At 72.5% G+C, this 25,253-nt stretch carries 24 protein-coding genes and 1 pseudogene; 12 read left to right on the forward strand and 13 right to left on the reverse strand.

Going from position 1 to position 25,253, the window contains the following annotated elements; all coding sequences use genetic code 11:
* Nucleotides 1–62: 62 nt before the first annotated feature.
* Nucleotides 63–995, forward strand: a complete 933-nt coding sequence (locus IG94_RS0119200) for an NADP-dependent oxidoreductase (RefSeq protein WP_031038018.1) — start codon at nt 63–65, stop codon at nt 993–995.
* A gap of 128 nt (nt 996–1,123) precedes the next feature.
* Here the strand turns inward: IG94_RS0119200 and IG94_RS0119205 are convergent, their stop codons facing one another.
* From IG94_RS0119205 to IG94_RS0119215, 3 genes are all read right to left on the reverse strand, one after another.
* Nucleotides 1,124–1,684 (reverse strand): hypothetical protein, encoded by a 561-nt coding sequence (locus IG94_RS0119205; protein ID WP_063763396.1) that lies wholly within the window; start codon nt 1,682–1,684, stop codon nt 1,124–1,126.
* A 115-nt stretch (nt 1,685–1,799) separates the two neighbouring features.
* The gene (locus tag IG94_RS0119210) at nt 1,800–2,468 is read right to left on the reverse strand and encodes a Type 1 glutamine amidotransferase-like domain-containing protein (RefSeq protein WP_031038022.1); all 669 of its coding nucleotides are present in this window, start codon (nt 2,466–2,468) and stop codon (nt 1,800–1,802) included.
* Between the two features lie 65 nt (nt 2,469–2,533).
* Entirely contained in the window at nt 2,534–3,187 is a 654-nt protein-coding gene (locus IG94_RS0119215; protein WP_031038024.1) for a GOLPH3/VPS74 family protein, read from the reverse strand.
* A 354-nt stretch (nt 3,188–3,541) separates the two neighbouring features.
* Here IG94_RS0119215 and IG94_RS0119220 point away from each other — a divergent pair, with 354 nt between their 5' ends.
* Nucleotides 3,542–4,225 (forward strand): DUF3159 domain-containing protein, encoded by a 684-nt coding sequence (locus IG94_RS0119220; RefSeq protein WP_031038027.1) that lies wholly within the window; start codon nt 3,542–3,544, stop codon nt 4,223–4,225.
* Nucleotides 4,226–4,349: 124 nt separating this feature from the next.
* Here the strand turns inward: IG94_RS0119220 and IG94_RS0119225 are convergent, their stop codons facing one another.
* Nucleotides 4,350–4,931 carry a DinB family protein gene (locus IG94_RS0119225; protein ID WP_031038030.1) on the reverse strand — a complete coding sequence of 194 codons (582 nt, stop codon included), beginning with the start codon at nt 4,929–4,931 and terminating at the stop codon, nt 4,350–4,352.
* A gap of 118 nt (nt 4,932–5,049) precedes the next feature.
* Nucleotides 5,050–7,923, reverse strand: coding sequence for an FAD-binding and (Fe-S)-binding domain-containing protein (locus IG94_RS0119230; RefSeq protein ID WP_031038033.1), 2,874 nt, complete (start codon nt 7,921–7,923; stop codon nt 5,050–5,052).
* Nucleotides 7,924–8,033: 110 nt separating this feature from the next.
* On the opposite strand from IG94_RS0119230, the gene serC reads away from it, so the two are divergent.
* The gene (gene serC / locus IG94_RS0119235; protein ID WP_031038035.1) at nt 8,034–9,152 is read left to right on the forward strand and encodes a phosphoserine transaminase; all 1,119 of its coding nucleotides are present in this window, start codon (nt 8,034–8,036) and stop codon (nt 9,150–9,152) included.
* Between the two features lie 59 nt (nt 9,153–9,211).
* Here serC and IG94_RS0119240 read toward each other — a convergent pair whose 3' ends face one another.
* Nucleotides 9,212–9,871 (reverse strand): hypothetical protein, encoded by a 660-nt coding sequence (locus IG94_RS0119240; protein ID WP_169752371.1) that lies wholly within the window; start codon nt 9,869–9,871, stop codon nt 9,212–9,214.
* Between the two features lie 172 nt (nt 9,872–10,043).
* On the opposite strand from IG94_RS0119240, the gene IG94_RS0119245 reads away from it, so the two are divergent.
* The 4 genes from IG94_RS0119245 (at nt 10,044) to IG94_RS0119260 (ending at nt 15,877) form a co-directional block, all read left to right on the forward strand.
* Nucleotides 10,044–10,832 (forward strand): hypothetical protein, encoded by a 789-nt coding sequence (locus IG94_RS0119245; protein ID WP_157852277.1) that lies wholly within the window; start codon nt 10,044–10,046, stop codon nt 10,830–10,832.
* On the forward strand, nt 10,829–13,099 hold the full coding sequence (locus IG94_RS0119250) for a hypothetical protein (protein ID WP_031038043.1): 2,271 nt from the start codon (nt 10,829–10,831) through the stop codon (nt 13,097–13,099). Before IG94_RS0119245 ends, IG94_RS0119250 begins: the two co-directional genes overlap by 4 nt.
* The gene (locus IG94_RS41775) at nt 13,096–14,721 is read left to right on the forward strand and encodes an ABC transporter substrate-binding protein (RefSeq protein WP_031038046.1); all 1,626 of its coding nucleotides are present in this window, start codon (nt 13,096–13,098) and stop codon (nt 14,719–14,721) included. Before IG94_RS0119250 ends, IG94_RS41775 begins: the two co-directional genes overlap by 4 nt.
* Before the next feature lie 307 nt (nt 14,722–15,028).
* On the forward strand, nt 15,029–15,877 hold the full coding sequence (locus IG94_RS0119260) for a putative RNA methyltransferase (protein ID WP_031038049.1): 849 nt from the start codon (nt 15,029–15,031) through the stop codon (nt 15,875–15,877).
* 4 nt (nt 15,878–15,881) lie between these two features.
* On the opposite strand, the gene IG94_RS0119265 is transcribed toward IG94_RS0119260, so the two are convergent.
* Nucleotides 15,882–16,061 (reverse strand): DUF397 domain-containing protein, encoded by a 180-nt coding sequence (locus IG94_RS0119265; RefSeq protein WP_031038052.1) that lies wholly within the window; start codon nt 16,059–16,061, stop codon nt 15,882–15,884.
* A 133-nt stretch (nt 16,062–16,194) separates the two neighbouring features.
* On the opposite strand from IG94_RS0119265, the gene IG94_RS0119270 reads away from it, so the two are divergent.
* Complete coding sequence (locus tag IG94_RS0119270; protein WP_031038055.1) at nt 16,195–16,677, forward strand: hypothetical protein; 483 nt, start codon at nt 16,195–16,197, stop codon at nt 16,675–16,677.
* 4 nt (nt 16,678–16,681) lie between these two features.
* Here the strand turns inward: IG94_RS0119270 and IG94_RS0119275 are convergent, their stop codons facing one another.
* The 5 genes from IG94_RS0119275 to IG94_RS0119295 form a co-directional block, all read right to left on the reverse strand.
* Nucleotides 16,682–17,359: a response regulator transcription factor gene (locus tag IG94_RS0119275; RefSeq protein WP_031038057.1), complete on the reverse strand. Its 678-nt coding sequence runs from the start codon at nt 17,357–17,359 to the stop codon at nt 16,682–16,684.
* Nucleotides 17,356–18,555: a sensor histidine kinase gene (locus IG94_RS0119280; RefSeq protein WP_043484040.1), complete on the reverse strand. Its 1,200-nt coding sequence runs from the start codon at nt 18,553–18,555 to the stop codon at nt 17,356–17,358. Before IG94_RS0119280 ends, IG94_RS0119275 begins: the two co-directional genes overlap by 4 nt.
* A 2-nt stretch (nt 18,556–18,557) precedes the next feature.
* Entirely contained in the window at nt 18,558–19,091 is a 534-nt protein-coding gene (locus IG94_RS0119285; RefSeq protein ID WP_031038062.1) for a hypothetical protein, read from the reverse strand.
* A gap of 158 nt (nt 19,092–19,249) precedes the next feature.
* Nucleotides 19,250–20,074, reverse strand: coding sequence for an ABC transporter permease (locus tag IG94_RS0119290; protein WP_031038065.1), 825 nt, complete (start codon nt 20,072–20,074; stop codon nt 19,250–19,252).
* A complete protein-coding gene (locus IG94_RS0119295; protein ID WP_031038069.1) occupies nt 20,071–21,075 on the reverse strand; it encodes a daunorubicin resistance protein DrrA family ABC transporter ATP-binding protein in 1,005 nt (334 codons plus the stop codon). The genes IG94_RS0119290 and IG94_RS0119295 overlap by 4 nt, the downstream gene beginning before the upstream one ends.
* Nucleotides 21,076–21,186: 111 nt before the next feature.
* On the opposite strand from IG94_RS0119295, the gene IG94_RS0119300 reads away from it, so the two are divergent.
* Complete coding sequence (locus IG94_RS0119300; protein ID WP_031038072.1) at nt 21,187–22,011, forward strand: TetR/AcrR family transcriptional regulator; 825 nt, start codon at nt 21,187–21,189, stop codon at nt 22,009–22,011.
* On the opposite strand, the gene IG94_RS0119305 is transcribed toward IG94_RS0119300, so the two are convergent.
* Nucleotides 21,985–22,965: a hypothetical protein gene (locus IG94_RS0119305; RefSeq protein ID WP_031038075.1), complete on the reverse strand. Its 981-nt coding sequence runs from the start codon at nt 22,963–22,965 to the stop codon at nt 21,985–21,987. The two genes, IG94_RS0119300 and IG94_RS0119305, sit on opposite strands and share 27 nt — an antisense overlap.
* Before the next feature lie 123 nt (nt 22,966–23,088).
* On the opposite strand from IG94_RS0119305, the gene IG94_RS0119310 reads away from it, so the two are divergent.
* The 3 genes and pseudogenes from IG94_RS0119310 (at nt 23,089) to IG94_RS0119320 (ending at nt 25,199) form a co-directional block, all read left to right on the forward strand.
* Entirely contained in the window at nt 23,089–23,769 is a 681-nt protein-coding gene (locus IG94_RS0119310) for a GDSL-type esterase/lipase family protein (RefSeq protein ID WP_031038078.1), read from the forward strand.
* Between the two features lie 59 nt (nt 23,770–23,828).
* Nucleotides 23,829–24,155, forward strand: a pseudogene (locus IG94_RS41785) (Uma2 family endonuclease); the annotation flags it as partial.
* 51 nt (nt 24,156–24,206) lie between these two features.
* Nucleotides 24,207–25,199, forward strand: a complete 993-nt coding sequence (locus IG94_RS0119320) for an aldo/keto reductase (RefSeq protein ID WP_031038084.1) — start codon at nt 24,207–24,209, stop codon at nt 25,197–25,199.
* Nucleotides 25,200–25,253 lie beyond the last annotated feature (54 nt).

The raw sequence follows: 25,253 nt of genomic DNA on the forward strand, positions 1-25,253 counted from the left end.
CTCGGCCACCTCGGCCGTCTCGGCCGTCTCGGCCGTCCGAACCAGGAGAGTGCAGGAAAATCATGCGAGTCATCACCCAGCAGACGCTCGGCGGCCCCGAGGTGCTCACCGTCGTGGACGCGCCCGAGCCCCGGCCCCTCCCGACCGAGGTTCTCGTCCGCGTCAAGGCGATCGGACTGAACCCGATCGAGGCGCTCGTGCGCGCCGGCGAGTTCCCCCCGCTGCTCGGCCGGCCGCCGTTCGTCCTCGGCTGGGACATCAGCGGCGTAGTCGCGGAAGGGTCGCTGACGTATCGGTTCAGGCCCGGCGACGAGGTGTTCGGCATGCCCCTGTTCCCGCGGGCGGCGAACGCGTACGCCGAGGTCGTGTCGGCGCCGGCGCTGCACCTGGTACGCAAGCCGGCGTCGCTCTCGCACGTCGAGGCGTCGGCGCTGCCGGTCGTCGGGCTGACGGCCTGGCAGGGCCTCGTCGACCTCGCCGGCGTGCGCGAGGGCGACCGCGTCCTGGTCCACGGCGGGGGCGGCGGGGTCGGTCACGTCGCGATCCAGATCGCGAAAGCGCTGGGCGCGCACGTGATCACGACCGCCGGCGGGGACAAGCGGGAGTTCGCCGAGGAGTGCGGCGCCGACGAGGTGATCGACTACACGGCGGTCGACTTCACCGAGGCGGCCCGCGACATCGACGTCGTGCTCGACACGATCGGCGGCGACACCGCCGAGCGGTCTCTCGCGGTGCTCCGTCCGGGCGGCCACCTGGTGACGGCGGTCGCCGAGGACGACGCACGGCTCGTCGCCCGGTACGAGGCGTCGGGCATGCGCTTCAGCGGCATCGCGGTCGACCCCGACCCGGTCGCCCTGCACGGCCTCGTCGACCTCGTCGAGCAGGGCAGGCTCCGAGTCCACGTGCAGGAGACGTTCCCGTTCGAGCGGGTCGCCGACGCACACCGGCTGCTCGACGCCGGCCACCTCCGGGGCAAGCTCGTCCTCAGCCTCTGATCCCTCGTGCGCCGGGTACTTCGACGGCCTCGATCGCCTCGCCTGCGGAAGCCGGGGGCCGGGAGGCCGGGGGCCGGGAGGCGTCGGCGGGGGAAGCCTCAGCCTGCCCGAAGGCGGGGGTCGGGCCCTCAGTCCGCGGACTTCTTCTTGATCGGGTTCTCGGCGGGGCCGCACTGAGCGCTCGCACTGACGGTGACGGCACCCTTGTTCGGCGCGTACGCCTGCTCGGCCTCTTCGGGAACGGGCGCCGTGCCCAGCAGCACCTCCCAGTCACCGGCCTCGGCGCTGCCCATGCTCATCTCACCGGGGCCGTCGGAGATCCGCTCGACGGGGCCGTCGGGCGTCCAGCCCCGTCGCTGCAGCCGGTGGATGATGTCCTGCACCGCCCCGGAGTCGAGGACTTCGCGAGTCGGCAGGGCGGCGTTGACACGGCAGTCCCGGCCCAGTGGGTCGTCCAGGACGACGAGATCGCCCAGGGACGCGGTCGCGGACCGCAGGTCCTCTTCGACCTGCTCGACCGTTTTGCCGTTGGTCCCGCCTTGTCGAGCCGCCGGCGAGGCGGAGACCGACGCGCCCGTGCCGTCCGGCTCCGTCGGGGCGGTGTCGGCACGGCTCGCGCCTCCACCGCAGCTGGTGATCAGCAACACGACCGTACCGACGCCTACGGCCGCGAGGCCAAGTCTTCGCACCGGGGCTCACCCTCCCTTTGACGGCCTCCCACGGCCGTCGAACGGTGCAGTGTGGCACAGGGGCGGGGTCGCGGACACCGCCGTACGCCACCCCGGCGCCGCCCGGCAGGGGCCGTCACGGATGGAGCCGCCACCGGCCCTCGGAGACCACGTCCACCTCGCCGCCCCGGACGCGGACGGCCGACTCGTCGTCGAGGAAGTAGACCGGGAAGTCCGCCCGCGCGGCGATGCGATCGGCCCAGGCGTCGTCCCGCTCGGGGAAGTCCGGCGAGTACAGGTGGGGCTTGAGGTACCAGTCGAAGAGGCCGAACGGCGGTTCCACGGTCGTCGCGCCGAGCGCGTGGAGGTCGGCGGTGTCCCCGATGCCGTCGGCGGAGTGTGCGGTGAGATGGCGGCTGAAGATCATCGACCCGGCGCTGAACCCCACGTAGACCCGGCTCTCCAACGCCTCCAGGATGCCGTCGGCGAGGCCGTTGCCGGTGATGCTGCGCGCGAGGTGGTAGTGGCTGCCGCCCCCGACGTGTATGACGTCGGCGTTCAGCAGCCGGTCGAGCACCATCGTGCGGGGAAGGCCGTTCAGCTCCAGGATGTCGAACTCCCGCCAGCCGAGGCCGTACATCCGGTTCATGTCCGCGACGACCCACCCGTGATCCCCGGGCTCGGCGACCGACGCCGTGGGCACGTACACGGCGTTCGCCGATCCGAACGGCTTGCCCAGCATGTCGCGCAGCGCGTCCCGGAGCGTCTCGTTGCGCAGGCCGCTCGCCGTCAGCAGAAGGTTCATCGGGCGAGCCAAACACGGCCGGCGGACGCGCGCAACGAACCCCGGGTCCCGCCCGGGGCGCCGGCTCAGGCGCTCCAGCCGCCGCCCACCGCCCGGCTCGACAGGTACGAGTCGCGCAGGGCCTTGCGCAGGCCGGGGACGGACTCGTCGTACCGCGCCTTGAGCGCCTTGAGCGCCTGCTTGTGGGTGCGGAGCTCCGCGTTGCTCCACACGCTGCTCGTCTCCAGCTCGGCCGTGAACACGGCCATGGTCAGCTCCTCGAAGGGAACGGACGCCGGGTCGGCCCCGTCCAGCACGGCCCCGCGCACCCGCTCCTGAAGGGCGGTCACCTCCTCCGGGTTGCTGACGGCGACCCGGTCGGCCGGGATGAGCCCCATCACCTTGCCGCGGGAGACGGTGACCTCCCCGGCGGCGGCGAGCTGGTCGCGCACCGGCGTCTCGGCCGTGTGGGCCTTGTTGTGCACGAACCGGAGCCAGTTCTTCGGCGTGCTGTCGGGCAGGTCCTGCCAGACGGAGGCGGCGAACGGGTCGTGCGGCGCCCTCCCGGGCTTGCGGACGACCTTCTTCTCCGTGATGCCGAGCAGACCGTCGCGGGCCAGCTCGGTGAGGGCACCGGCCCGCAGCAGCTGCCCGCGCCCCTGCATGTCGTCGAGCTTGAACTTGCCCTTGTCCACCGAGTAGCAGATCAAGTACAGCCGCTGCGGCAGGGTCGCGGTCATGGTGTTCTCCTCGGCGATCGACGCTTGCGGTGGCGGGCCAGGGGGCGTGCCGCACCGAAGGCCCGGATGTCACTTAATGACAGTGTCACTTAATGACACGGACCGCAAGCACGCCCCCCGACGCCTTTCCGGCCCGAGCAGTCAACTGCCCGTTCGAGTCGCACGGTTAGGGGCAGAAGGGGTCAAGCGAACCCGCAGCCCGCAACAGGGAAGGGTCGACCGCCCAAGGAAACGGACATGTGACCTGCATCACACTAAGAGGGCTTGCTTGGACTGTCACTAAATGCCAAGATGGCACTAAGCGACACAGTGACACCGCATCGTCCCCCACTGAACTCGGGAGAACTGACCGCCATGAACACCACGACCTCCCCGGCAACAGAGTCCGGCACGCAGACGGATCAGGCGGCGCCCCCGCAGCGGCCTTCGGTCCTCGACCAGGCGGGCGGCCCCGCAGGAGTCGTCTACTCGGCCCTGCCCGCACTGGCCTTCGTCGTCGCCCACAACTTCACCGGCATCACCGGGTCGGTCCTCGCCGCCCTCGGCTTCGCGGTGGCGATCGGCGTGTGGCGCCTGGCGCGCAAGGAGTCGGTGCAGCCCGCGATCGGCGGCGTGTTCGGTGTCGCGGTCGCCGCCGGTGTCGTCTGGTTCACCGGGTCCGCCAAGGACTACTTCCTCATCGGCATCTGGGCGAGCCTGGCCGGCGCCGTACTCCTCCTCGCCTCCGTCCTGGTGCGGTGGCCGCTGGCCGGCGTGCTGTGGAACGCCGCCACCGGAAAGGGCCAGATCTGGCGCGCGGACCGGCGCTCGCGGCTGTACTACGACATCGCCACCCTGACGCTCACCGCCGTCTTCGGCGCCCGGTTCGCGGTCCAGCAGTACTTCTACGCCACCGACCAGGTCAACGAGCTGGGCGCCGCCAAGATCCTCATGGGCTTCCCGCTGCTCGCCGTGGCTCTCCTGGTGGTCGCGTGGGCCGCCCGCTGCTCCAACAAGCGGCTCAAGGAAATCGGCCTGCTGCCGGCCAAGCATGCCTGACCCCGGGGTTCGTGCGAGCCCTCAGGCCCGCACGAGCCACTCGGCGGCGGACGGTTCTCCTCCCTCCTGGGAGAGGAACCGTCCGCCGCCTCTCGTTTCAGGCCCCTCGCGAGCCGGAACTCCGCTAGCCCATGCTCTTGGCCCCGTCCAGGGACTCGCGGAGGATGTCGGCGTGGCCGGCGTGCTGGGCGGTCTCCGCGACGATGTGCATCAGCACCCGGCGGGCCGACCACTCGGCGCCGGCCTCGAACCACGGGGCCTTCGGCAGCGGCCACGCGGCGTCCAGGTCCGGCAGCGTGGCGACCAGCTCGTCGGTGCGGCCGGCCACCTCGGCGTACGCGGCCAGCACACCGGCCAGCGTCTCGCCGGGGAGCATCCGGAAGTCGTCGGCCCGCCGGGCCCAGTCGGCCTCGGTCATCGCCGTGAAGTCCGGCATCGCCGACGGTCCGGTGCGGATGAACTCCGCCCAGCCGCGCTCGACCGACGTCACGTGCTTGATCAGGCCGCCCAGACAGAGCTCGCCGGCGGTGGTCCGGAGCCCCGCCTGCTCGTCGGTGAGGTCGCGGGTGGGGAAGCGCAGGAAGTGGCGCTGCTTGGCGAGCGCCTCCAGCAGGTCGGCCCGTTCACCAGTGACGGCCGGGACGGCCTGGGCGTCGGCCGACTCGTCGCGGGTGGCCGGGCCGGTGGTCCGCTCGTCGAAGTTCATGGTCTCCGCCTTCCGGTGTTTTCCTGCTCCGTCGGTCGGGACCCACGCTAGGAACCCTCTAGGTCAGCTCTTGACCTAGAGAGCCAACCTGCTGAGCTTTTTGGCGTGCGGAGCCGGCTCAGCGCGCGCCCATACCGGACCCGCCCAGCCCTTCCGCCAGCACCTCCGCCAGATGCCGCCCCCGCACCCCCGCCAGCTGCTCCAGCTGGGTCCGGCAGGAGAAACCGTCCGCCAGGACCACCGCCCCGTCCGGCGCCTCCCGCACCGCCGGCAGCAGCTGGTCCTCCGCGCAGGCGGCGGAGACCTCGTAGTGGCCGTCCTCGAAACCGAAGTTGCCCGCGAGGCCGCAGCAGCCGCCGGTCAACTCGCCGCTCAGGCCCGCCGCCTCGCGCAGGCGGCGGTCGGCCGCGTCGCCCAGGACCGCGTGCTGGTGGCAGTGGGTCTGCCCGGTGACCGGACGGTCCACGGCGGGCGGCCTCCAGCCGGGGGCGTGGCGCTCCAGGGCTTCCGCGAAGGTCAGGACGCGGGAGGCGAGCCGGGCGGCGCGCGGGTCGTCGTGCAGCAGTTCGGGCAGGTCCGTGCGCAGGGCCGCCGCGCAGCTCGGTTCCAGGACGACGACCGGCGCGGACGTCTCCAGCACCGGGCCCATCAGGTCGAGCGTGCGGCGCATCACCGCGCGGGCACGGTCCAGTTGGCCGGTCGAGACGTACGTCAGGCCGCAGCACACCTGTCCCCGGCGCGCCGTCAGCAGCGCCAGGGCCGACCTCGACGCGCCGTCGCCGACCGGCGCGCGTCCCCGCAGGGTCGGCGGCAGTACGACCCGCAGCCCCGCCGCCTCCAGCACCCGTACCGCCGCCCGGCCGACCGAGGGCGAGAGGTGCTCGGTGAAGGTGTCGGGCCACAGGACCACCAGGTCGCCGCCACCGGCCGTCCCCCGGTGCCGCCCGCGCCACCACCTGCTGAACGTCTCCCCCGCCAGCCGAGGCACCTCCCGCTCCCCCGCGATCCCGCCCAGCCGTTTCGCCACCGCCGCCAACGGCCGCACGGAGGCCAGCGCGTTGACGACCGGGGCCGCCCGCGTCCGGGCCGCCCAGCGCAGCCACACCGGCAGCCACCCCATCGCGTAGTGGGCGGCCGGGCGGCGACGCCCCTCGTAGTGGTGGTGCAGGAACTCCGCCTTGTACGTGGCCATGTCCACCTCGACCGGGCAGTCGGAGCGGCAGCCCTTGCAGGACAGGCAGAGGTCCAGGGCGTCGCGGACCTCCGTCGACCGCCAGCCGTCCGTCACCAGCTCCCCGGCGAGCATCTCGTGCAGCAGGCGGGCGCGGCCCCGCGTGGAGTGCTCCTCCTGCCCCGTCGCCCGGAAGGACGGGCACATGACGGAGGAGCCCGCCGCCGACGTCGTACGGCACTTGGCGACCCCCACGCAGCGGCGCACCGCCGCCGAGAAGTCGCCGCCGTCGGAGGGGTAGCCGAACTCCACGTCCACCGGTTCGCGCGGCAGGACGGCGAAGCGCAGGTTCGCGTCGAGCGGGGCCGGGCGGACCAGCATGCCGGGGTTGAGGAGGTCGTCCGGGTCCCAGACGGCCTTCGCGCGCTCGAAGAGGGCCACCGTCTGCGCGCCGTACATCCTGGGCAGCAGTTCGGCGCGCGCCTGTCCGTCCCCGTGCTCCCCCGACAGCGAGCCCCCGTGCGCCACGACCACGTCCGCCAGCTCCTCCGAGAAGCGCCGGAAGCGGGCCACCCCGGCGTCCGTCAGCAGGTCGAAGTCGATCCGTACGTGGATGCAGCCGTCGCCGAAGTGTCCGTACGGCGTGCCGCGCAGGCCGTGGGCGGTCAGCAGCGCCCGGAAGTCGCGCAGGTAGGCGCCCAGCCGCGCCGGCGGCACCGCGCAGTCCTCCCAGCCGGGCCACGCCTCCGCGCCGTCCGGCATCCGCGTCGCCGTACCGCTCGCGTCCTCCCGTACGCGCCACAGCGTCCGCTGCCCGGCCGGGTCGGTGACCACCAGCGCGTCCACGACGTCCGCGGCCCGTACGACCGCCTCGGCACGCGCGCGTGCCTGCGCCCCCGTGTCGCCGCCGGTCTCCACGAACAGCCAGGCGCCGCCCCGGGGCAGCCCCTCCGTGGACGGCACCAGGTCCGCCGCCATGCCCTCGACCGTCAGCGGGCCGAGCGGCAGCAGCCCCGCCGCGGCCTCCGCCGCCCCGGCCTCGTCGGCGTAGCCCAGCACCGCCAGCGCACGCGCGCGCGGTGCCTCGACCAGCCGTACGACGGCCTCCGTGACCACGCCGAGCGTGCCCTCGGAGCCGCAGAAGGAGCGGGCCACGTCGGCGCCGTTCTCCGGCAGCAGCGCGTCCAGCGCGTAGCCGGAGATGCGGCGCGGGAGGTCGGGGAAGCCGGTGCGCAGGCGGGCGAGGTCACCGTCCACCAGGTCGCGCAGGCCCTCGGGCGCCCCGGCCCACTCCCTGCCCAGCCGCAGCCGGCGCCCCCGCGCGGTGAGGACGGACAGCTCCCCCACGCTGTCGGCCGTCGTGCCCCAGGCCACCGAGTGGGAGCCGCAGGAGTTGTTGCCGATCATGCCGCCGAGCGTGCAGCGGCTGTGGGTGGAGGGGTCGGGCCCGAAGCGCAGCCCGTGCGGGGCGGCGGACCGCTGGAGCCGGTCGAGGACCAGCCCCGGCTGGACGACGGCCGTACGCGCCTCCGGATCGAGACCGACCAGCCGGTTCATGTGCCGGGTGAAGTCGAGCACCACCCCCGTCCCCGTCGCCTGCCCGGCGATCGACGTGCCGCCGCCCCGCGCCACGACCGGCACCCCGCGCTCCCGGCACACGTCGAGGACGGCCGCCACGTCGTCGGCGTCTCTCGGTGCCACGACACCGAGCGGGACCCTGCGGTAGTTGGACGCGTCCATGGTGGTCAGCGCCCGGGAGGTGACGTCGAACCCGACCTCGCCGCCGACGGCCCTGCGCAGTGCTGCCTCCAGATCGCTCATTCCTCCAGCATGAGCGCTCGTGGGTCCGTACATGTCCGTACGGCGGAGATCTCGTCTCATCGGACGGACATGGCTTCGTCCGGTTTGGCCGAGGGGATACCCTCCGGCACGTGGCTGAGATCCAGATTCCTGCTGACATCAAGCCCGCGGACGGTCGATTCGGCGCGGGTCCCTCCAAGGTGCGGGTGGAGGCGCTGGACGCCCTGGCCGCCACCGGTACGTCCCTGCTCGGCACCTCCCACCGCCAGGCGCCCGTCAAGAACCTGGTCGGCAAGGTCCGCGAGGGCGTCCGCGAGCTGTTCCGGCTCCCCGACGGCTACGAGGTGGTCCTCGGCAACGGCGGTTCCACCGCGTTCTGGGACGTCGCGACGCACGGCCTGATCGAGAACAAGTCGCAGCACCTGAGCTTCGGCGAGTTCTCCTCCAAGTTCGCCAAGGCCGCGAAGCTCGCCCCGTGGCTGGCCGAGCCGACCGTCGTCTCCTCCGACCCGGGCACGCACCCCGAGGCGCGCGCCGAGGCCGGCGTGGACGTCTACGGCCTCACGCACAACGAGACCTCGACCGGCGTCGCCATGCCCGTCAAGCGGGTGGCGGGCGCCGACGAGGGCGCCCTGGTCCTGGTCGACGCGACGTCCGGCGCCGGCGGCCTGCCGGTGGACGTCTCGGAGACCGACGTCTACTACTTCGCCCCGCAGAAGTCCTTCGCCTCCGACGGCGGCCTGTGGATCGGCCTCTTCTCCCCGGCGGCGATCGAGCGCGCCGAGCGCGTCCACGCGTCGGGCCGCCACGTTCCGGAGTTCTTCTCCCTCCCCACGGCGATCGACAACTCGCGCAAGAACCAGACGTACAACACCCCGGCCCTCGCCACGCTCTTCCTCCTGGGCGAGCAGCTGGACTGGATGAACGGCCAGGGCGGCCTGGACTTCACCACCGCCCGCACCAAGGACTCCTCGACCCGCCTGTACACCTGGGCCGACCAGTCCAAGTACGCCACGCCGTTCGTCTCGGACCCGGCCCAGCGTTCGCAGGTCATCGGCACGATCGACTTCTCCGACGACATCGACGCGGCGGCCGTCGCCAAGGTGCTGCGCGCCAACGGAGTCGTCGACACCGAGCCGTACCGCAAGCTCGGCCGCAACCAGCTGCGCGTCGCGATGTTCCCGGCGATCGACCCGGCGGACGTCGAGGCCCTGACGAAGTGCGTCGACTACGTGATCGAGAAGCTGTAGTCGCCCGCAGTACTACGTCAGAGGGCGCCCGGCGGAACGCCGGGCGCCCTCTGTACGCTCTACCCTTCGACAAACAGCTCCTCGGCATGCGCCGCGCTCAGGGAGCGGTCGAACCAGGCCCCCAGGACGTCGAGATCGGTGCACCCGGTGACCCGCTCCCGGACGCTGTCGGGAACCTCGACACCCCTCACCTCAAGGATGCGCAGAATGTCCTCGGCCTTGCCCTCGGCCTGCCCCTTGGCGCGGCCCTCGAGCCAGGACTCCTCGACGATCGTCTTGCTGCCCGGGAAGTTTGGGGTGTAAGTGGCCATCAGATGCCTCCAGTACTCACGACCTGAGCCCTCGCCCAGACCGATTTCGACGATCTCCGCCCAGTCCACACGGTCCACGTCCCCGCCCTCGCCCGTCTCCCCGTTGACCGCGGACCCGGACTTCTCGGCGTCGTACGCCACTCCTGACGCCAGCGCTTCCAGTATGGCAGTCAGCCCCGGATCCGTGGCGTGGGCGAGTGCGGAGAAGACGGCAACTGCAAGGTCCTGAGCCGCCTCGTCCGGCTCTGTGATCACGGGGAGACTTCCAGGCCCCAGAACCAGCGGGAAGACGACCATGCTCGTATGAAAGCCGCGCCCCACACGGATCGGTTCCGCCGCCCAGGACGCGGTCACCTTGTCCTTGCACACCACCAGAAGGAACGGCGGCAGCCGGTACTTGGCGTACATGTGGGCCAAGTAGTACGTCCAGCTGTTACCCGCAGCCGTCACCAGGACGGTGACAGAGGGCGTCGGGCACATTGACGTCAAATGTGACGTGTTTGAATTCCTCCCTCTGGGAAGGCGAACGCACATGGCTGGTCACGGGAGTTGGGGGACAACGATGATCAGATCCGGAGCGGTGCCCACGAACGGATTGTCGCCGGTCTACGACGAGACCGGTGCCGCGTCCGCGAGGTTCCTGCTGTGGCTCCGCCAGGAGACCGGGGAGACTCACGGGCACCGTGTGGCCAGCTCCGCCTATGCCCACCACGAGCGCTGCACCCTGGAGTTGGTCGAGGACGTCGTGGAACGCCTGGCCGCGCTCGGCTGGATCACCGTGCACAACGACTCCGGCGCCGTACCGCCGCTGGTCAGTCCGACCACCACGGGCCTCGACGAGGCGGGGGTGTGGGACGAGGCGTACGACGACCGCGAGTCCCGCCGCCGTTACGCCAAGGCGGCCCTGTTCGCCTGGTGGGACCGGGTCGGCCAGTACGGCGACGGAGGGGCCGGTGCCGAGGACTTCCTCTGGGCGCGGGAGGCCTTCTACTGCGGCCGGCAGCTCGCCTTCGAGGACCTGGATTACGCCAAGGACCACCTGGACCTGCCCGCCCCCATGCATGTCGGCGTCATGGAGCAGGGCGCCGGAGTCTTCCTCTCCTTCGAGCAGCTGGCCAGGCTCGTGCAGGCGTCCCGCCCCGATCTCTCGGAGAGCGACAGCGAGTTGCGGCAGGTGCGCGACCTCGCCGCCGCGCTGACGGATGCCTCGCGCAGCGGCGCCGAGCCCGATCCGGGCGCCGTGGAGCGCTTCCTGGAGCACAGCCGGGACCTCGTGCAGGCCGGTTCGAGGTCGGTGGGCTCCATGGGCCGGGACATGGCCTCCGGCATGCTGTCGGACCTCCTCGGCTCCCTGCTGAGGCTGGGATGACCGCCCCCTTCGGCCCGGCGCCGACGGCGGACAGTCAGATCCCGGAGGTGTACGCACGCCAGCCCGTGCTGCACCGGCTCGTGCCACGGATGGTCGGCCTGGACCGCGACCGCCACCGCAGGCGCGCACACCACGAGTTCGCCGACGACCTGCCGGTGGTACTCCTCAGTGGCCGGCACGGCACCGGAAAGAGCGCCATGCTGGACGACCTCCAGCAGGCCTACGCACCCGAGACCGGCACCTGGCCGGGCCCGCGCGTGCCCTTCGCCCGGATCAACTGCACGGAGCTGCAGGAACAGGCCAGGGTCGGGCCGGAGATGTCCAACAACTCCTACGCGGTGGAGATGCTGGTCGAGCTGGTCGCCCAGTTGTCCCGTCCCGTCGCCGGGTTCGGCGGGCTGCGCTTCCCCCGTACCACCGCCGGCCTGCTCGCCGTGGTGTCCGCCCGCCGCCCGGGCCACGACGGCGAACTGCGGGTGGCCGACCGGCACGCGGCCACCCTGATGGGCGTTCCGCCGGACACGCGGCCGCGCCCCACCTGGGACGCGCTGTTCCGCCCCGCGCTGCCCGCACCCCCCGACGGCGGCTCCCCCGACCCCGCGGCGTTCCCCGAGGCGGCCGTGCGCACCTTCCTGGGCGGACAGCGCCGCAGGCACTCCCCGGGGCTCGCCTCCGGTCGGCTGGTCGGTTGGTACGAGACCTACCGCAGCGAGGCCGACAACCGGCTGCGCGGACTGCCTCCGGGCGCCTCGGGACAGCCGCGCCCGGTGCCGGCGGCGGAGCGCGCACCGGCCGTGGCCCGGATGTGCCAGGAGTTCCACCAGGGCCGCGGCTTCCGCCGCGGCGTCGAACGCATGCTGACGGCGGCCTTCCTGGAGGACGTGCGCTACGGGCGCTTACGGCGCGCGAACCGCACCCCGCGTCCCCTGGTGCTCCTGGACAACGTGCACACGGACGCCGGCCGCGACTTCCTCGAACTGCTCCTGGAGCAGCGGGCCCGGTCCGGCGGCGCCCGCGACCGGATGGTGGTGATCGCCACCGAGCTGCACGGCGACGACGCTCCGGACGCCCGGGGCGACGGCCCCGCCGGAGAGGACGCCCCCTACCCGCAGGCGGCCCGGCGCTCACTGCACGACATGGGCACGGACTCCGGCTGGACCCGTCACGGCACCGCGCCCTCGGCGGGCGTACTGCTCCTGCCGCTGCCCCCGCTGGAGTGCGAGCACCTGGAGCGGATGCTCAGGCGCGACGACCGCGCCTCCTTCGACCCGTACATCGCCAACGCGGTGCACGACCTGACCCGGGGGCATCCGATGGGCGCCCGCAGGCTGTGCGAGGCGGTGGTGGACCGGTCCCGTACCGAGGAGTGGGTGGCGGCCGAGGAACTGCTCGACCTGGCCCACTCCAGCAGGGCCGGGGAGTCCGTCGTCTGGGGGCTGCTCGACACCCTCGTCGGCAGCGAATACCACGACGAGCTGTGCCTGTTCTCCCTGGCCTGGGACCGGGAGGCCGCCGAGCGGCTGGCCGAGCGATGGGTGCCGCGCCGCATCGACGGGCTGCCCGCGGCCGACGGTGCCGCCGCCCAGCTGGAGCGGGAGCGCTGGTCGCGCGGACCGGGCAGCCGGCCCTTCATCACCGACCGCTTTCTGCGCGCGCTGCTGGTGCACCAGATGCGCAGCGGACGCGGCGGCCGGGGCGTGGACTGGTCCGGCGCGCACGCCCTGCTCGCCGACCACCACCGGCAGCGGGCGGAGGGCCGCTCGGGACGGTCGGCGCGCGACGAGTGGTCGCGTTTCCTGTGGCACCGGCTGGCCGCGGGGCAGGCGCCGGAGGTCGTCGACCGGCTGCACGCGGAGTTCCTCCGGCACGACGGCGACGCGGTCGACTGGCTGCACGTCCTGCGGACCGTCGCCCATGCGCCGCGCCCGCCGGGCAACAGCTGGTTCGAGCAGTGCCAGGAGGTCGCCCGGGGACGCCGGGACCTGCTCCAGTATCGGGCCGACCCGGGTACGGGCCTGGAGAAGCAGGCCGTCAACCGGCTGCTGCACGCCCTGTGGTACGCGGCGGACGAACTGGCCGAGGCCGACCGGCCCCTGGTCGACCGGATCGGCCAGGACCTGTCCTTCCTCTCCGCCCAGCACCTGACCGGCCGCGCGGTCCTCGCCCAGGCCGCCATCCGCTGGCCCCGTGCGGTCAAGGACGGCGAGGACTGGCCCCTGGACCACCGCTGGCAGGGAGAAGGAGCGCGCAGGGGAGGCGCGGCATGAGGGGGCTGCGGGACCGGCGGACCTGGCGCTGGCTGCCACGGCGGCTCCGTTTCCGGGTGCTCGGCCTGGTCGACGTGGTGGTCCTGTGGACGCTGGTCGCCGCCCTGACGACGGCCGGTGCGTGGTGGGGCCTGGACAGCTACCGGCAGCACCGCGACTACTGCACCGCGAACCGGGACCTGCGGCGTGCGGGCCAGGAGTGCATCGGCGTCACGGCCGAGGCGTACTCCTTCGACCCGAACCTCGGCGACATCCTCGGCCTCATCAAGGGCGAGAACGAGAGGGCGCGGACGTCGGGCAAGCCGGTGGTGAGCGTCGCCGTCGTCATGCCGTACACCGCGCAGAGCCCCGGCGCGGCCATGTCGCAGGAGCTGATCCTGCACTCCCTCCAGGGCGCCTACGTCGCCCAGAAATCCCAGAACGACGGGGACACCGCCGTCCAGTTGCTCTTCGCCAACGTCGGCGAGGACCTGAGCCACTGGAAGACCGTGACCGACGCGCTGGCGGCCCGGCGCGGGGGTGACGCACCGGTCGTGGCCGCCATCGGCTTCCCCAACAGCGACGACGCCACGCTCGACGCCGTCGAGGACGGTCTCGGGCCCGCGCAGATCCCGGCGGTGAGCGCCGTACTCAGCTCCCGCGAGATGGAGAACCCCTACCTGTTCAAGGTCTCGCCCTCCACGGACCAGCTCGTCGACGCGCTCCAGCGCTATGTGAGCGCCAACGAGGTCGACCGGAAGAACACGTTCATGATCGCCGACGACCGCGACGACAACTACGTGGCCAACCTCCGCCGGGCCTTCCGCCGGGAGTTCGGCGAGCAGTACGGCATCACCCCCGACGAGGTGGAACGGCGGACCGAGACCTACCAGGGCATCAAGGGGCCCTCGCAGGGCACACCGCAGATCTTCCGGCGGGCGGTGGACGCCATGTGCGCGGTCGACGCCCGCACCGTGTTCCTGGCGGGCCGCGACGCGGATCTGCCGCCCTTCCTGAAGAGAATCGACGAGGCCAGTTCCTGCGACCGGGGCTCGGACGACGAGCCGCTGCGCATCCTGCGCGTCAGCACCGGCCGCGACCCGGTCACCGAGAGCGAGAAGATGCGCGGGATCGCCGAACGCAACAACATCGAGATCGTGACCGCCGTCGCCGTCGACGCACCCGGGTGGCACGCCGGCGCCGTCGGCGACAAGCAGGTCCCCAAGGCCTTCGCCCGCTTCGCCGCGTCCTACGACGAGCGTTTCGAGGAGGGCCCCGACGCCCTCGACGACGGATACGCCGTGATGTACCACGACGCGCTCACCGCCGTGGGAACCGCCGTCGCGGCCGCCCGGGACAGCGACATCGACGCCGTGACCCACAACGACGTCTACGACGAACTCCGCCGGGGCAGCCCCCTGGAGCACTGTGCCGCCGGCTGCGTACCGGGCGCGAGCGGCGTCTTCACGTTCGTCGACGAGAGCGCCGGGGCGGAAGCGAGTGCCGGGACCGAGCGGGTCGACGGCCTGTGGCCGGTGTGCAAGCCGGTACCCATAGTGACCTTCCCGGTGGAACGCCGAGACAAGTCCCCGCTGTACCGGACCTACCAGGTACCGGGAAAGAACACCTGCCCGGCCCCGTGAGCCGACGCGATTGGACAGTTCGTCCCGCGCGACACGCCTCCTGTACGGCGTGTCGCGCGGGACAGACTGTCCAATCGCCCCCCGAAAAAGGACGATCCGCCGGGCGCACCTCCGCGTTAGGCTGGCCGGATGAGGACCCCGCACGACCAGGCTCTGTAACGACGAGGCGCTGAGGGCGACGCCGACCGACGTCGCCCTCCCAGGTGTGCCTGCTACGTCCCGCACCGCTTCTTCCTGCTGCTGAAACGCGGTCCCGAGAACACGCGCAGGCACGGCCCCCTTTCCTCACCGTTGCCAGGAGCGTCTCGTGCCTGCCGTGCTTCCCCCTGCCCTCGCACCACTTCTCGACACGCTGCGCTGCCCTGTGTGCGGCGCCGCTCTCCGCCCCGCCCAAGGCGCACTGCGCTGCCCGACGGGCCATACCTTCAACATCGCCCGCCAGGGCTACGTCAGCCTCCTGACCGGCGCTCGCGCGCTCAGCGGCGACGACACCGCCATGGTCCAGGCCCGGACCCGGTTCCTCGCCACCGGCACGTACGCCCCCGTCAGCCAAGTCCTGACCCACCTGGCCGCCGAGGCCGTGTCCACTCGGGGAACGGTCCTGGATGCCGGCTGCGGCACCGGCTACTACCTCGCCGGCGTGCTCGACCGGCTTCCCACCGCACGGGGCCTGGGACTGGACGCATCAGTACGGGCGCTGCGCTCGGCCGCGCGGTCCCACGAGCGAGCCGCTGCGGCAAGCTGGGACGTCTTCCGCCCCCTTCCGCTGGCGGACCAGGCGGTCGACGTGGTGCTGAACGTGTTCGCGCCGCGCAACCCGCACGAGTTTCACCGCGTCCTGCGGGGGTCCGGCCGCCTGATCGTGGTCCGGCCCACCCAGCAGCACCTGGCCGAACTACGCGCTCACGTAACGGGGATGGTCACGATCGACCCGGACAAGGAACGGCGCCTGCACCGGGCACTGGGCCCCTTCTTCGAAGCCGCAGGAACCCGACGCCTTGAGTACACCGCCGAGCTGACCCGCCAGGAAGCCGTCGACCTGGTGGGCATGACGCCCAGCGCGCGGCACCTCGGTCAGGAGGACCTGGCCGGTCGCGGGGCTCTGCCGGACCGGATCACCGTCTCGGTCCTGGCCACCTCCTACCGCCCGCGGTGAACGCCTACGCGAACTGGCGCAGAAACGCGCGCCATCCGTCGCGGGAGACGGTGAGCAGGGGGCCTTCGTGCTGCTTGCTGTCGCGTACGGCGCGCCCGCCGGGTGCGGTGTCGGCGACTTCGACGCAGGCGTTCTCCTGCCCCGAGTACGAGGATTTCCAGAAGGGGCTTACGACCTCGGTCACGATGCGTCTTCCTTCAAGCTCCGGAGTATGCCCCGGATGAGCTTCCCGCTCCCCTCCGGCGCCAACGCCGACGATCGCAGTAGGTCGAACGCATTGGCGTAAGCGTCGGGAAGGGAACACCGAAGGGACGCCGGTGCGGCAGTACAGGCATCACCACGGCTACCTCTGGGTCGGCCCCAAGTCCCGCTTCGACCAGGAGGCCCTGCGGCGCCCTCCCCACCCCGAGCCGCCGCCCGTCGGGAGCCGGCCGGAGGTGGTCGCGCGGTACCGCGAGGTCGCCGCCGAGTTCCCGTCCTGCGACCTGCCGCCGTTGGAGACGCGGAACTGGCTGCGCAAGCCGCGTGCGCAGGTGTGCGGCACCTGGGCCGATCCGGCGGAGGCGGCGGGGTGGCTCGGTGAGCGGCTGGCCGAGTACGCGCCCCGCTTCATGTGCGGCGACGCCCAGCGTGACGTCCGTTGGCTGTCCGGCGTCGCCGCCTCGGCGGAGGCACGCCTCGGGTGGGGCGGGGACGTATCGCTCGGCTACTACCTCGAACGCCCCGCGTTCCTCTCCCTCGCCCTGGTGAGCTGCTTCCCGGACGACGAGTCGCAGCCCCTTCCCTGTCCGGGGCCCTGAGGGATCAGGACAGCCCCGCCCCGATGGCGCGGCGGACCGCGTCGGCGCGGTCGCGGATGTGGGCCTTGGCGAAGAGGTTGTTGATGTGGGTCTTGACCGTGGCCTCGCTGATGAAGAGGGTCTCGGCGATTCCCCGGTTGGACAGGCCCTGGCCGATCAGTGCGAGGACCTCGCGTTCACGGGGTGTGAGGTCGTCGGGGAGGGGCTGCCGAGCCGCCTGCTCCGTGGCCGGCGCCTTCGCCCGGGCCGTGGCGAGCAGGCGGTCCTGCACCTCCCGGTCCAGTACGGACTGGCCCGCGCCCGCGGCCCGGATCGCCCGGGTGATGTCCTGGCGGCCCGCGTTCTTGGTCAGGTAGCCGCGGGCCCCGGCACCGAGCGCGCCCAGGATCGACTCGTCGTCGGCGAAGGTGGTCAGGACGACCACCGCCACCTCCGGATGCTCCTCGCTCAGGCGGCGGGTGGCCTCGATGCCGTCCATCACGGGCATCCTCAGGTCCATCAGCACCACGTCGACGGGCCCGGCGGCCACCGCCTCCAGTACCTCGGTGCCGTCCGCGGCCGACGCGACGACGTCGATGTCCTCGGCCAGTCCGAGCACCGCGGCGAGCGGCTCCCGCACGGCGGCCTGGTCGTCCGCGACGACCACCTTCAACTGCACGGGTTCACCAGCCTGTTCGCTCATCCCGGGATCACTGCCTCCACCTGCCAGCCGCCCCGGTCCTGCCCCTCGGTGACCGGTCCGGCGCCGACCCTCCCGTCCAGGAGGGCGACGCGTTCGCGCATGCCGATCAGGCCCATCCCGCTGCCGCCTCCCGGCGTCACCGCGCGGGTGGCGGGGCCGTTGCGGATCCTCAGTGTGACCGACCCGGCGGTGAAGGCCAGCTCGACGGCGACCGGCCCGCCGGGCGCGTGCCGGGCCGCGTTGGTCAGGGCCTCCTGGGCGATCCTCAACAGGTTCTGCGTCACCCGGGCCGGGACCTCGCGGACGGTTCCGGTGACGGTCAGGGCATCCTGGTGTCCCGCCGACTCGACCATCGCGGTGAGACTCTCCAGCAGCGGCAACGCGTCCTCCCGCAACGCGTGCACGGTCCACTGCGCCTGTTTCAGGCTCTCCTTGACCAGGCCGTGTGCCGTGCCCGTGGCCTCCCTGACCTTCTTCAGGTCTCCGGTGTCCAGGAGCGCGTCGGCCAGTTCCAACTGCATGTTGATCCCGGCGAGGGAGTGCGCGAGGACGTCGTGGACGTCCCGGGCGATCCTGGCGCGCTCGGTCAGCACCGCGGTCCGGGCCTCCGCACGGGCGGCGCGTTCCGCCGACTCGGCGGCCGAGAGCGCCGACCGCACGGCCCGGCGCTGGCTGCGGTTGAGGATGCCGACCACGACCGGGACGCCGGTGGTGAGTCCCTGCACCCAGGGCAGCTCCGGGTTCCCCGGCCCCAGGTGGAAGTACAGGACGGCGGCGCAGAGCAGGGAGCACGTCGCCGCGAGGACGAGGGCCGGCCTGGTGTCGAGGCGGTAGCCGATGTGCCCGGCGAGGAAGTAGGCGAACAGGTAGCCCGTACCGCCGGCGCTGACGCCGGTCAGCGCCGCCGCCGCGACGACGCCGAGGGTGAGCCAGATGAGCGTCGCCCGCGGGGAGACCCGGTGCTCGGGCAGGCCCCGGGCCAGCAGGGCCGCGGAGTTGAGCACGAAGAGGGCGGTGACCGCCAGACCCTGGCCGGTGAACCCCATGGGCCGGATCGTCACGGCTCCCACGACGACGACCGCGAGGCTCAGACCCCACTGCAGCCGCGGATTCTGACCGGGGACCGGTCGCGGGTCCGCCCCCGGGGCCGGGGGCGGGAGCTTCTCGGTGGCGGACACCGGCAGAAGATAGCGCACGATCAGGCCGTACGGTCGAGCACGGGCGCGGTGGGGCGTACGGCCCCGAGCTGGGCGCGGCGGCTGCGGACGTAGATGGTGGCGACCCGCGTGACCACCTCGGTGACCGCCATCAGCACGAACGCCGTCACCCAGGCCTGGTCGCTCGTGATGTGGTGAGCGACGCTGAACCGGGCGACGTCGTCGGCGCCGCTGCCGTGCTCGACCCAGATCTGGAACCCCATGCGGGCCCCCATGCCCAGCACCCACAGGATCGCCGACACGGCGCCGGCCTTGATCATGAGGTGCCCGTCGAGGGCCCGGATCCGGGTGTAGACGCCGCCCGCGACGCCGAGCACCGCGCCCACGCCCGTCAAGGCCGCGATCAGTACGAGGTCGTTGCCCCCGGTCGGCACCGAGTCCAGGTACGAGTACGCCACGAAGGCCACGATCCCCAGCGGGATCAGGAAGGTCCTGTGGTCGAGCCTGCCTTCCCGCAGCTGCCGGAAGACGACCAGCACGAGGGCGATGTCGGTGATCCACTCAGTCGTTGTCATGCCCCCAAGGCTGCTCTGACCAGGCCCGCAACTCCTGGACCCATGGGTGGAACCGGGGGTGGAGATCCGCGGCCGTTCCGGTCTCCACCCCCGGCCCCGGCCCCGGGCCCCGGCCCCCGTCCCAGTTCTCCCGGTCGCCCGGTCGCCAGGTGGCGCCCCTACTTGCTCAGCCGCTGGAAGCGTCGTACCGCCAGGGGCAGGAAGAGCAGCGTCAGCGCCAGCGGCCAGGTGCAGGACATCAGCAGCGCGTGCTGTTCGACCCACGAGTCGCCGCCACCCACCGGCGTGCCGAACAGGTCGCGGGCCGCCGCGGCCGTGGAGGAGATCGGATTCCAGGCGGCCACCCAGCCCAGCCAGTCGGGCATGAGCTGCGGGGCGACAAAGATGCTGGAGATCATCGTCAGCGGGAACGCCACCGCGAACAGGCCGCCCGCCGCCTCGGGGTTGGGGACGAGCAGACCGAGCCACACGCCGAGCCAGATCAGCGCGAACCGCAGCCACAGCAGCAGTCCGAACGCGGCCAGGAAGCCCCAGCCGCCGTCCGGGCGCCAGCCCATGGCCAGCGCCGTCAGCATCAGGATCGTCAACTCGGCGCACGCGACCACCAGGTCGGTCACGCCGCGGCCCGCCACCACCGCCGAGGAGGTCATCGGCATCGACCGGAAACGGTCGATGACGCCCTTCGTGGAGTCGTGGACGACCAGCGTCGCGGTGTTGATGAAGCCGAACGCCATGGTCATCGTGAACATGCCGGGCATCAGGAAGTCCTTGTAGTCCCCGCCGCCCGGCACCGTCATCGCGCTGCCGAAGACGTAGCCGTAGAGGAGGACGGACAGGATCGGGAAGCCGAGCTGCCAGGCGATGTTGACGGGCTGGCGCTGGTAGTGGGTCAGGCCGCGGCGGACGATGTTGGCGCAGTCGGCCAGCAGCCAGTAGAGGCGGCCGTGCTCCCGCGGGGGCGTCGCCAGGTCGAGGGTGCTCATGCCGGCACCGCCTCCTTCTCCTCCGACGGCGACGCCGCCGGGCCCGTCCCCGTCGCCTCCGTGCCGTGGCCGGTCAGGCGCAGGAAGACGTCGTCGAGGCTGGGCCTGCGCAGGCCGATGTCCTCCACCGCGACGCCTCCGTCCTGGAGGGCGCGGGCCACCTCGGTCAGCGCCCGCACCCGGTCGGTGACCGGGGCGTGCACCCGCAGCGCCTCCTCGTCCACCTCCGGCGCGCCGTCGCAGACCCGGGCGACCGCCTCCACCGCCCGCGGTATCCCGGCCCGCTCGGCGGCCACGACCTCGATCCGGTCGCCGCCCACCAGGTTCTTCAGCCCGTCCGGGGTGTCGTCGGCGATGGCCCGCCCCTGGTCCAGGACGGTGATGCGGGAGGCCAGCTTGTCGGCCTCCTCCAGGTACTGCGTGGTCAGCAGGACCGTCGTACCGCTCGCCACCAGGGCCCGGACGGAGTCCCAGACCTCGCCGCGGCTGCGCGGGTCCAGTCCCGTCGTCGGCTCGTCCAGGAACAGGACGGACGGGGCGAGGATCATCGACGCGGCGAGGTCGAGGCGCCGCCGCATGCCGCCGCTGTACTTGCCCACGCCCCGGTCGCCCGCGTCGGTCAGGTCGAACCGCGCCAGCAGCTCGACGGCGCGGGACCGGGCCCGCCTGCCGCCCAGGTGGAACAGGCGCCCGAACATCTCCAGGTTCTGCCGGCCGGTGAGCACCTCGTCCACGGCCGCGTACTGCCCGGTGAGGCCGATCCGCGCCCGCACCTCGCGCGCCTGCCGGGTGACGTCGAGGCCGGCCACCTCGGCCCGGCCCCCGTCCGGCCGGATCAGCGTGGACAGGATGCGCACGGCGGTGGTCTTGCCCGCGCCGTTCGGCCCGAGCAGGCCGTGCACGGTGCCCTCGCGCACGGCCAGGTCGAAGCCGTCGAGGGCGTGCTTGCCGCCGTACCTCTTCACCAGGCCCTCGGCCCGTACCGCGTGTCCGTCACCCATGGGTCCCCCTTCCGCTCCCTGACTGAGTACACCGTACCCGGTTTCGCGTACACCGTACTCTATTGCGCGTACGACGTACTCGGTTTTTCCGCGCGGACCTACACTGGCCCCATGGCAAGCGGTACGGAGACCAGCGGCAGCGGCGACCTCGGCCGGACCCTCGAACTGCTCTGGGACACCGGCCGGCGCCCCAGCCGGGGCCCCAGACCGGGGCTGACGCTGGAGCGGATCGTGGCGGCCGCCGTCGAGGTCGCCGACCGGGAGGGCCTCGGCGCGGTCTCGATGCGCCGCATCGCCACCGAGCTGGGCACCGGCGCCATGTCCCTGTACCGGTACGTCCCCGGCAAGGGCGAGCTGATCGACCTGATGCTGGACCGCGTACAGCGCCCCTCCGAGGACCCCGCCGACCTCGGCGAAGGCGACTGGCGCTCGGCGCTGCACGCCCTCGGGCACGCCACGCTCGCCCTCTACCGCCGCCACACCTGGCTGCTGGACGTCAACCAGTCCCGCCCGGTCCTCGGCCCGAGCGCCCTGGACGGCATGGAGAAGGTGCTCGCCCGGATCAAGGCGATGGGCCTGTCCGACCCGGAGCTGGTGTCGGCCGTCGTCATGATCGACGGGTACGTCGTCGGGGCGGCCCGCACCCAGGTGTACGAGCAGGAGGCCGGGCGCACATCCGGGCTGACGGACGCGCAGTTCTGGGAGGCCCAGCGCTCGACGCTGGAGCAGGCCATGGCCGGCGGACGCTACCCGGTGCTGGCCTCCCTCGCCGAGGACACCTTCGGCACCGGCTTCGACCACTTCGAGTTCGGGCTCCAGCGCATCCTGGACGGGCTGGAGGTGCTGGTGGCCCGGCGCCGGGCGGCGGACGCCCCCGCGCCGTCCGCGCCGTCCGCGCCCCCCGCGGGCTCAGCGGCGCCGGAACAGCCGGCGTAGCCCGAAGAGTGCGGCGAGGGCGACGAGGAGGCCGACCGCCCCGAGCTTCAGCGTGTCCCCGCCGGGGCCGTCAGAGCCGCCCGAGGCGTCGGAGCCGGAACCGCCGTCCGAGCCGCCGCCGCTGCCGGGCACGTCCTCGGCCTTGACGGGGCTGTTGGCGCCCTCCATGCCGAGCAGCAGCTTCTTGCCGTCGATGGTGTAGGTGACGGACTCGCCCTGGCCGAGCGGCGCGCTGATCCGGCCCTTGCGCTGGATCTTCCCTCCGTTCCAGTCGTACCGGACGCCCCCGAAGTAGCTGCGTACGGCGATCTGCTCGCCGTCCGGGGAGAAGGCCGCGTCCGTGGCCTGGAGGTCGACGGGGACGGTGGGCTCGAAGGTGTTGGTGCCGGAGGCGGAGAGTTCCTCCGGGCCCTCGTAGAGGTGTCCGCCGTCCTCGTTCTTGTCGATGATGTAGACGCGGCCGGTCTTCGGGTGGATCAGCAGGGACTCGGCGTCGCGGGCGCCGTCCGCGTACTTCACGACGTACTGCGTCGCCTTCACCGTCTGGTCCTTCAGCTCCTCGGGCTCGGGCAGCTCGTAGATCCACACGTGCGGCCAGGTGCCGCCGAGGTTGTCGCCGAGGTCGCCGACGAAGATGCGGTTGCCCGGGCCGATGCCGATCGCCTCGACGTCCCGCGGCGTGCCGACGCCGGACAGCGAGACGCGGGCGACGGTCTCGCCGGTGGCACCGTCGACGGCGTAGATGTAGGGGCCGGTGTCCTGGTCGTTGTGCGTCCAGTAGATGCCCGGGTGGAGGCGGGAGGCGGCGAGGCCGCTGGACTCGGCGATCCGCGGATCCTTGATCGTGAAGCCGTCGCTCCCGGCGGGCCCGTCGTCCCCGTCCGCTGCGGAGGCGGGCACGGCGAACGCGCCCACGAGGAGGAGCGGGGCGAGGAGGGCGAAGGGGCGGCGCATGCGCCAAGCCTGCCATCCCGCACGGGCGTTCACGCGACCGGTCGCCCCGCACGCCCGCCGCCGCCCACCCGGGGTGCTCGGGCTCATGTCGCGCGCGACCGGCCGATCGTCCATGATGAGCGGATGCTCAGGTTCATGTTCGTCGGCGACTCCATGACGATCGGGAGTGCGGGCGAGCACACGTGGCGCTACCGGCTGTGGCAGCACCTGTGCGGCTCGTACGGGCGCCCCTTCACGTTCGTCGGCCCGCGCGAGACGCTGCACGACCGGATGACGGACGCGCCCACGTCGTACGCCTACGCCGAGCCCGGCTTCCCCCGGGCCCACCTGGCCGGCTGGGGCGAGGGCTGGCACCACATGACGCCGCTGATCGGCGCGGAGGTACGCGCCCACCGCGCGGACGTGCTCCTGGTCTCCCTCGGCCTGATCGACCTCGGCTTCTACACGAACGCGGAGCAGACCGACGACAACGTCCGCGCCTTCCTCGCCGCCGCCCGCGAGGCCAACCCGCGCGTCCACGTCGCCGTGCTGCCGGTCCTGCACAACATCCGCGTGGACGCCGACCCGGCCTTCGCCGAGCAGGTCGACCACTTCAACGAACTCCTCGCCAAGACCGTCGCCGCCCTCGACGAACCGCGCTCCCCGCTGCTGCTCGTCCCGGCACCCGCACCGTACGACTTCCACGCCGACACGTACGACGGCACCCACCCGAACGAGAGCGGCGAACACCGGGTCGCGGCGGCGTTCGCGGACGCGATGGACGAGGGGTGGGGGCTGGGCGGACCCTACTCCGCCTCTTCATAGGCCCGACACCTCCTGGCATATGCACGCCCTCCCGTGTCCCGGGCGCCGTGCGTATCGTTTTCTGCCCGGACGTGGCGCTGCTCAGCGCAACAGCGGAGAAGGCCGATGACGATCGGTGGCGCCACCAGGACGTCGAGTTCGTCGCCGAGGTCATCTCCCAGGGCACCGCCGCCATCGACTACGGCCCCAAGAGGCTCGCGTACGCCGCGGCCGAGGTCCCCCTCTACCTGATCGCCGATCCGTACCGGGGCCGCTGCCACGTCTTCACACACCCCAAGGACGGCGACTACACCACCGAGACCACGGTCGCCTTCGGACAGGAGCTGGACCTGACCGGCACCGTCCTCGGCCTCACCCTCAGGACCGACGCCTTCCCCCGCGACTGACCGCCCGCCCCGCTTGCCTGGAGCGCACTCCAAGTCGTTGGCTTGGGGACCATGAAGTACACGCAGCTCGGACGCACGGGACTCAAGGTCAGCCGACTCGTCCTCGGCACCATGAACTTCGGTCCGCAGACCGACGAGGCCGACAGCCACGCCATCATGGACGCGGCGCTGGACGCCGGCATCAACTTCTTCGACACCGCCAACGTGTACGGCTGGGGCGAGAACAAGGGCCGTACCGAGGAGATCATCGGCAACTGGTTCGCCAAGGGCGGCGACCGGCGCGACAAGACGGTCCTCGCCACGAAGGTGTACGGCAACATGGGCGCCGACGGCGAGGCGTGGCCCAACCACGACAAGCTGTCCGCCGTGAACATCCGGCGTGCCGTCGACGCCAGCCTCAAGCGGCTGCAGACGGACCACATCGACCTGTACCAGTTCCACCACATCGACCGCGACACCGGCTTCGACGAGATCTGGCAGGCCGTCGACACCCTGGTCCAGCAGGGCAAGGTGCTCTACGCCGGGTCGTCGAACTTCCCCGGGTACAAGATCGCCCAGGCCAACGAGACCGCCGCCCGGCGCGGCGGGACCATCGGGCTGGTCAGCGAGCAGTGCCTGTACAACCTGGCCGAGCGCCGCGCCGAGATGGAGGTCGTCCCGGCAGCGCGGGAGTACGGCCTCGGCGTCATCCCGTGGTCGCCGCTGCACGGCGGGCTGCTCGGCGGCGTCCTCAAGAAGGAGGTCCAGGGCGGGCGCCGGGCCTCGGGGCGGGCGGCCGACACCCTGGCCGACCCGGCGGGCCGGGCGCGGATCCAGGCCTACGAGGACCTGCTCGACAAGCACGGTGTGGAGCCGGGCGAGGCCGCGCTGGCCTGGCTGCTGACCCGGCCCGGCGTGACCGGCCCGATCGTCGGCCCGCGCACGGCCGAGCAGCTGGCGTCGGCGCTGCGGGCGGTGGAGCTGGAGCTGTCGGACGAGCTGCTGACCGGGCTCGACGAGATCTTCCCGGGCCCGGGGCCCTCTCCGGAGGCCTTCGCCTGGTGACCGGCGAGCCGGCGAGCCACTGAGCCGGTGCGCCGCCGAGCCGGTGCGCGGCGG

It is taken from the genome of Streptomyces olivaceus (assembly GCF_000721235.1).
Taxonomy (GTDB): Bacteria; Actinomycetota; Actinomycetes; order Streptomycetales; family Streptomycetaceae; genus Streptomyces; species Streptomyces olivaceus.

Bases quoted from the DNA above. Each gene is read 5' to 3' on its own strand.
- IG94_RS0119210 (WP_031038022.1), bottom strand. From the start codon at position 2,468: ATGAACCTTCTGCTGACGGCGAGCGGCCTGCGCAACGAGACGCTCCGG.
- IG94_RS0119215 (WP_031038024.1), bottom strand. From the start codon at position 3,187: ATGACCGCGACCCTGCCGCAGCGGCTGTACTTGATCTGCTACTCGGTG.
- IG94_RS0119310 (WP_031038078.1), top strand. From the start codon at position 23,089: ATGCTCAGGTTCATGTTCGTCGGCGACTCCATGACGATCGGGAGTGCG.
- IG94_RS0119305 (WP_031038075.1), bottom strand. From the start codon at position 22,965: ATGCGCCGCCCCTTCGCCCTCCTCGCCCCGCTCCTCCTCGTGGGCGCG.
- IG94_RS0119200 (WP_031038018.1), top strand. From the start codon at position 63: ATGCGAGTCATCACCCAGCAGACGCTCGGCGGCCCCGAGGTGCTCACC.
- IG94_RS0119300 (WP_031038072.1), top strand. From the start codon at position 21,187: ATGGCAAGCGGTACGGAGACCAGCGGCAGCGGCGACCTCGGCCGGACC.
- IG94_RS0119285 (WP_031038062.1), bottom strand. From the start codon at position 19,091: ATGACAACGACTGAGTGGATCACCGACATCGCCCTCGTGCTGGTCGTC.
- IG94_RS0119275 (WP_031038057.1), bottom strand. From the start codon at position 17,359: ATGAGCGAACAGGCTGGTGAACCCGTGCAGTTGAAGGTGGTCGTCGCG.
- IG94_RS0119320 (WP_031038084.1), top strand. From the start codon at position 24,207: ATGAAGTACACGCAGCTCGGACGCACGGGACTCAAGGTCAGCCGACTC.
- IG94_RS41775 (WP_031038046.1), top strand. From the start codon at position 13,096: ATGAGGGGGCTGCGGGACCGGCGGACCTGGCGCTGGCTGCCACGGCGG.
- IG94_RS0119230 (WP_031038033.1), bottom strand. From the start codon at position 7,923: ATGAGCGATCTGGAGGCAGCACTGCGCAGGGCCGTCGGCGGCGAGGTC.
- IG94_RS0119225 (WP_031038030.1), bottom strand. From the start codon at position 4,931: ATGAACTTCGACGAGCGGACCACCGGCCCGGCCACCCGCGACGAGTCG.
- IG94_RS0119290 (WP_031038065.1), bottom strand. From the start codon at position 20,074: ATGAGCACCCTCGACCTGGCGACGCCCCCGCGGGAGCACGGCCGCCTC.
- IG94_RS0119220 (WP_031038027.1), top strand. From the start codon at position 3,542: ATGAACACCACGACCTCCCCGGCAACAGAGTCCGGCACGCAGACGGAT.
- IG94_RS0119295 (WP_031038069.1), bottom strand. From the start codon at position 21,075: ATGGGTGACGGACACGCGGTACGGGCCGAGGGCCTGGTGAAGAGGTAC.
- IG94_RS0119240 (WP_169752371.1), bottom strand. From the start codon at position 9,871: ATGTACGCCAAGTACCGGCTGCCGCCGTTCCTTCTGGTGGTGTGCAAG.
- IG94_RS0119250 (WP_031038043.1), top strand. From the start codon at position 10,829: ATGACCGCCCCCTTCGGCCCGGCGCCGACGGCGGACAGTCAGATCCCG.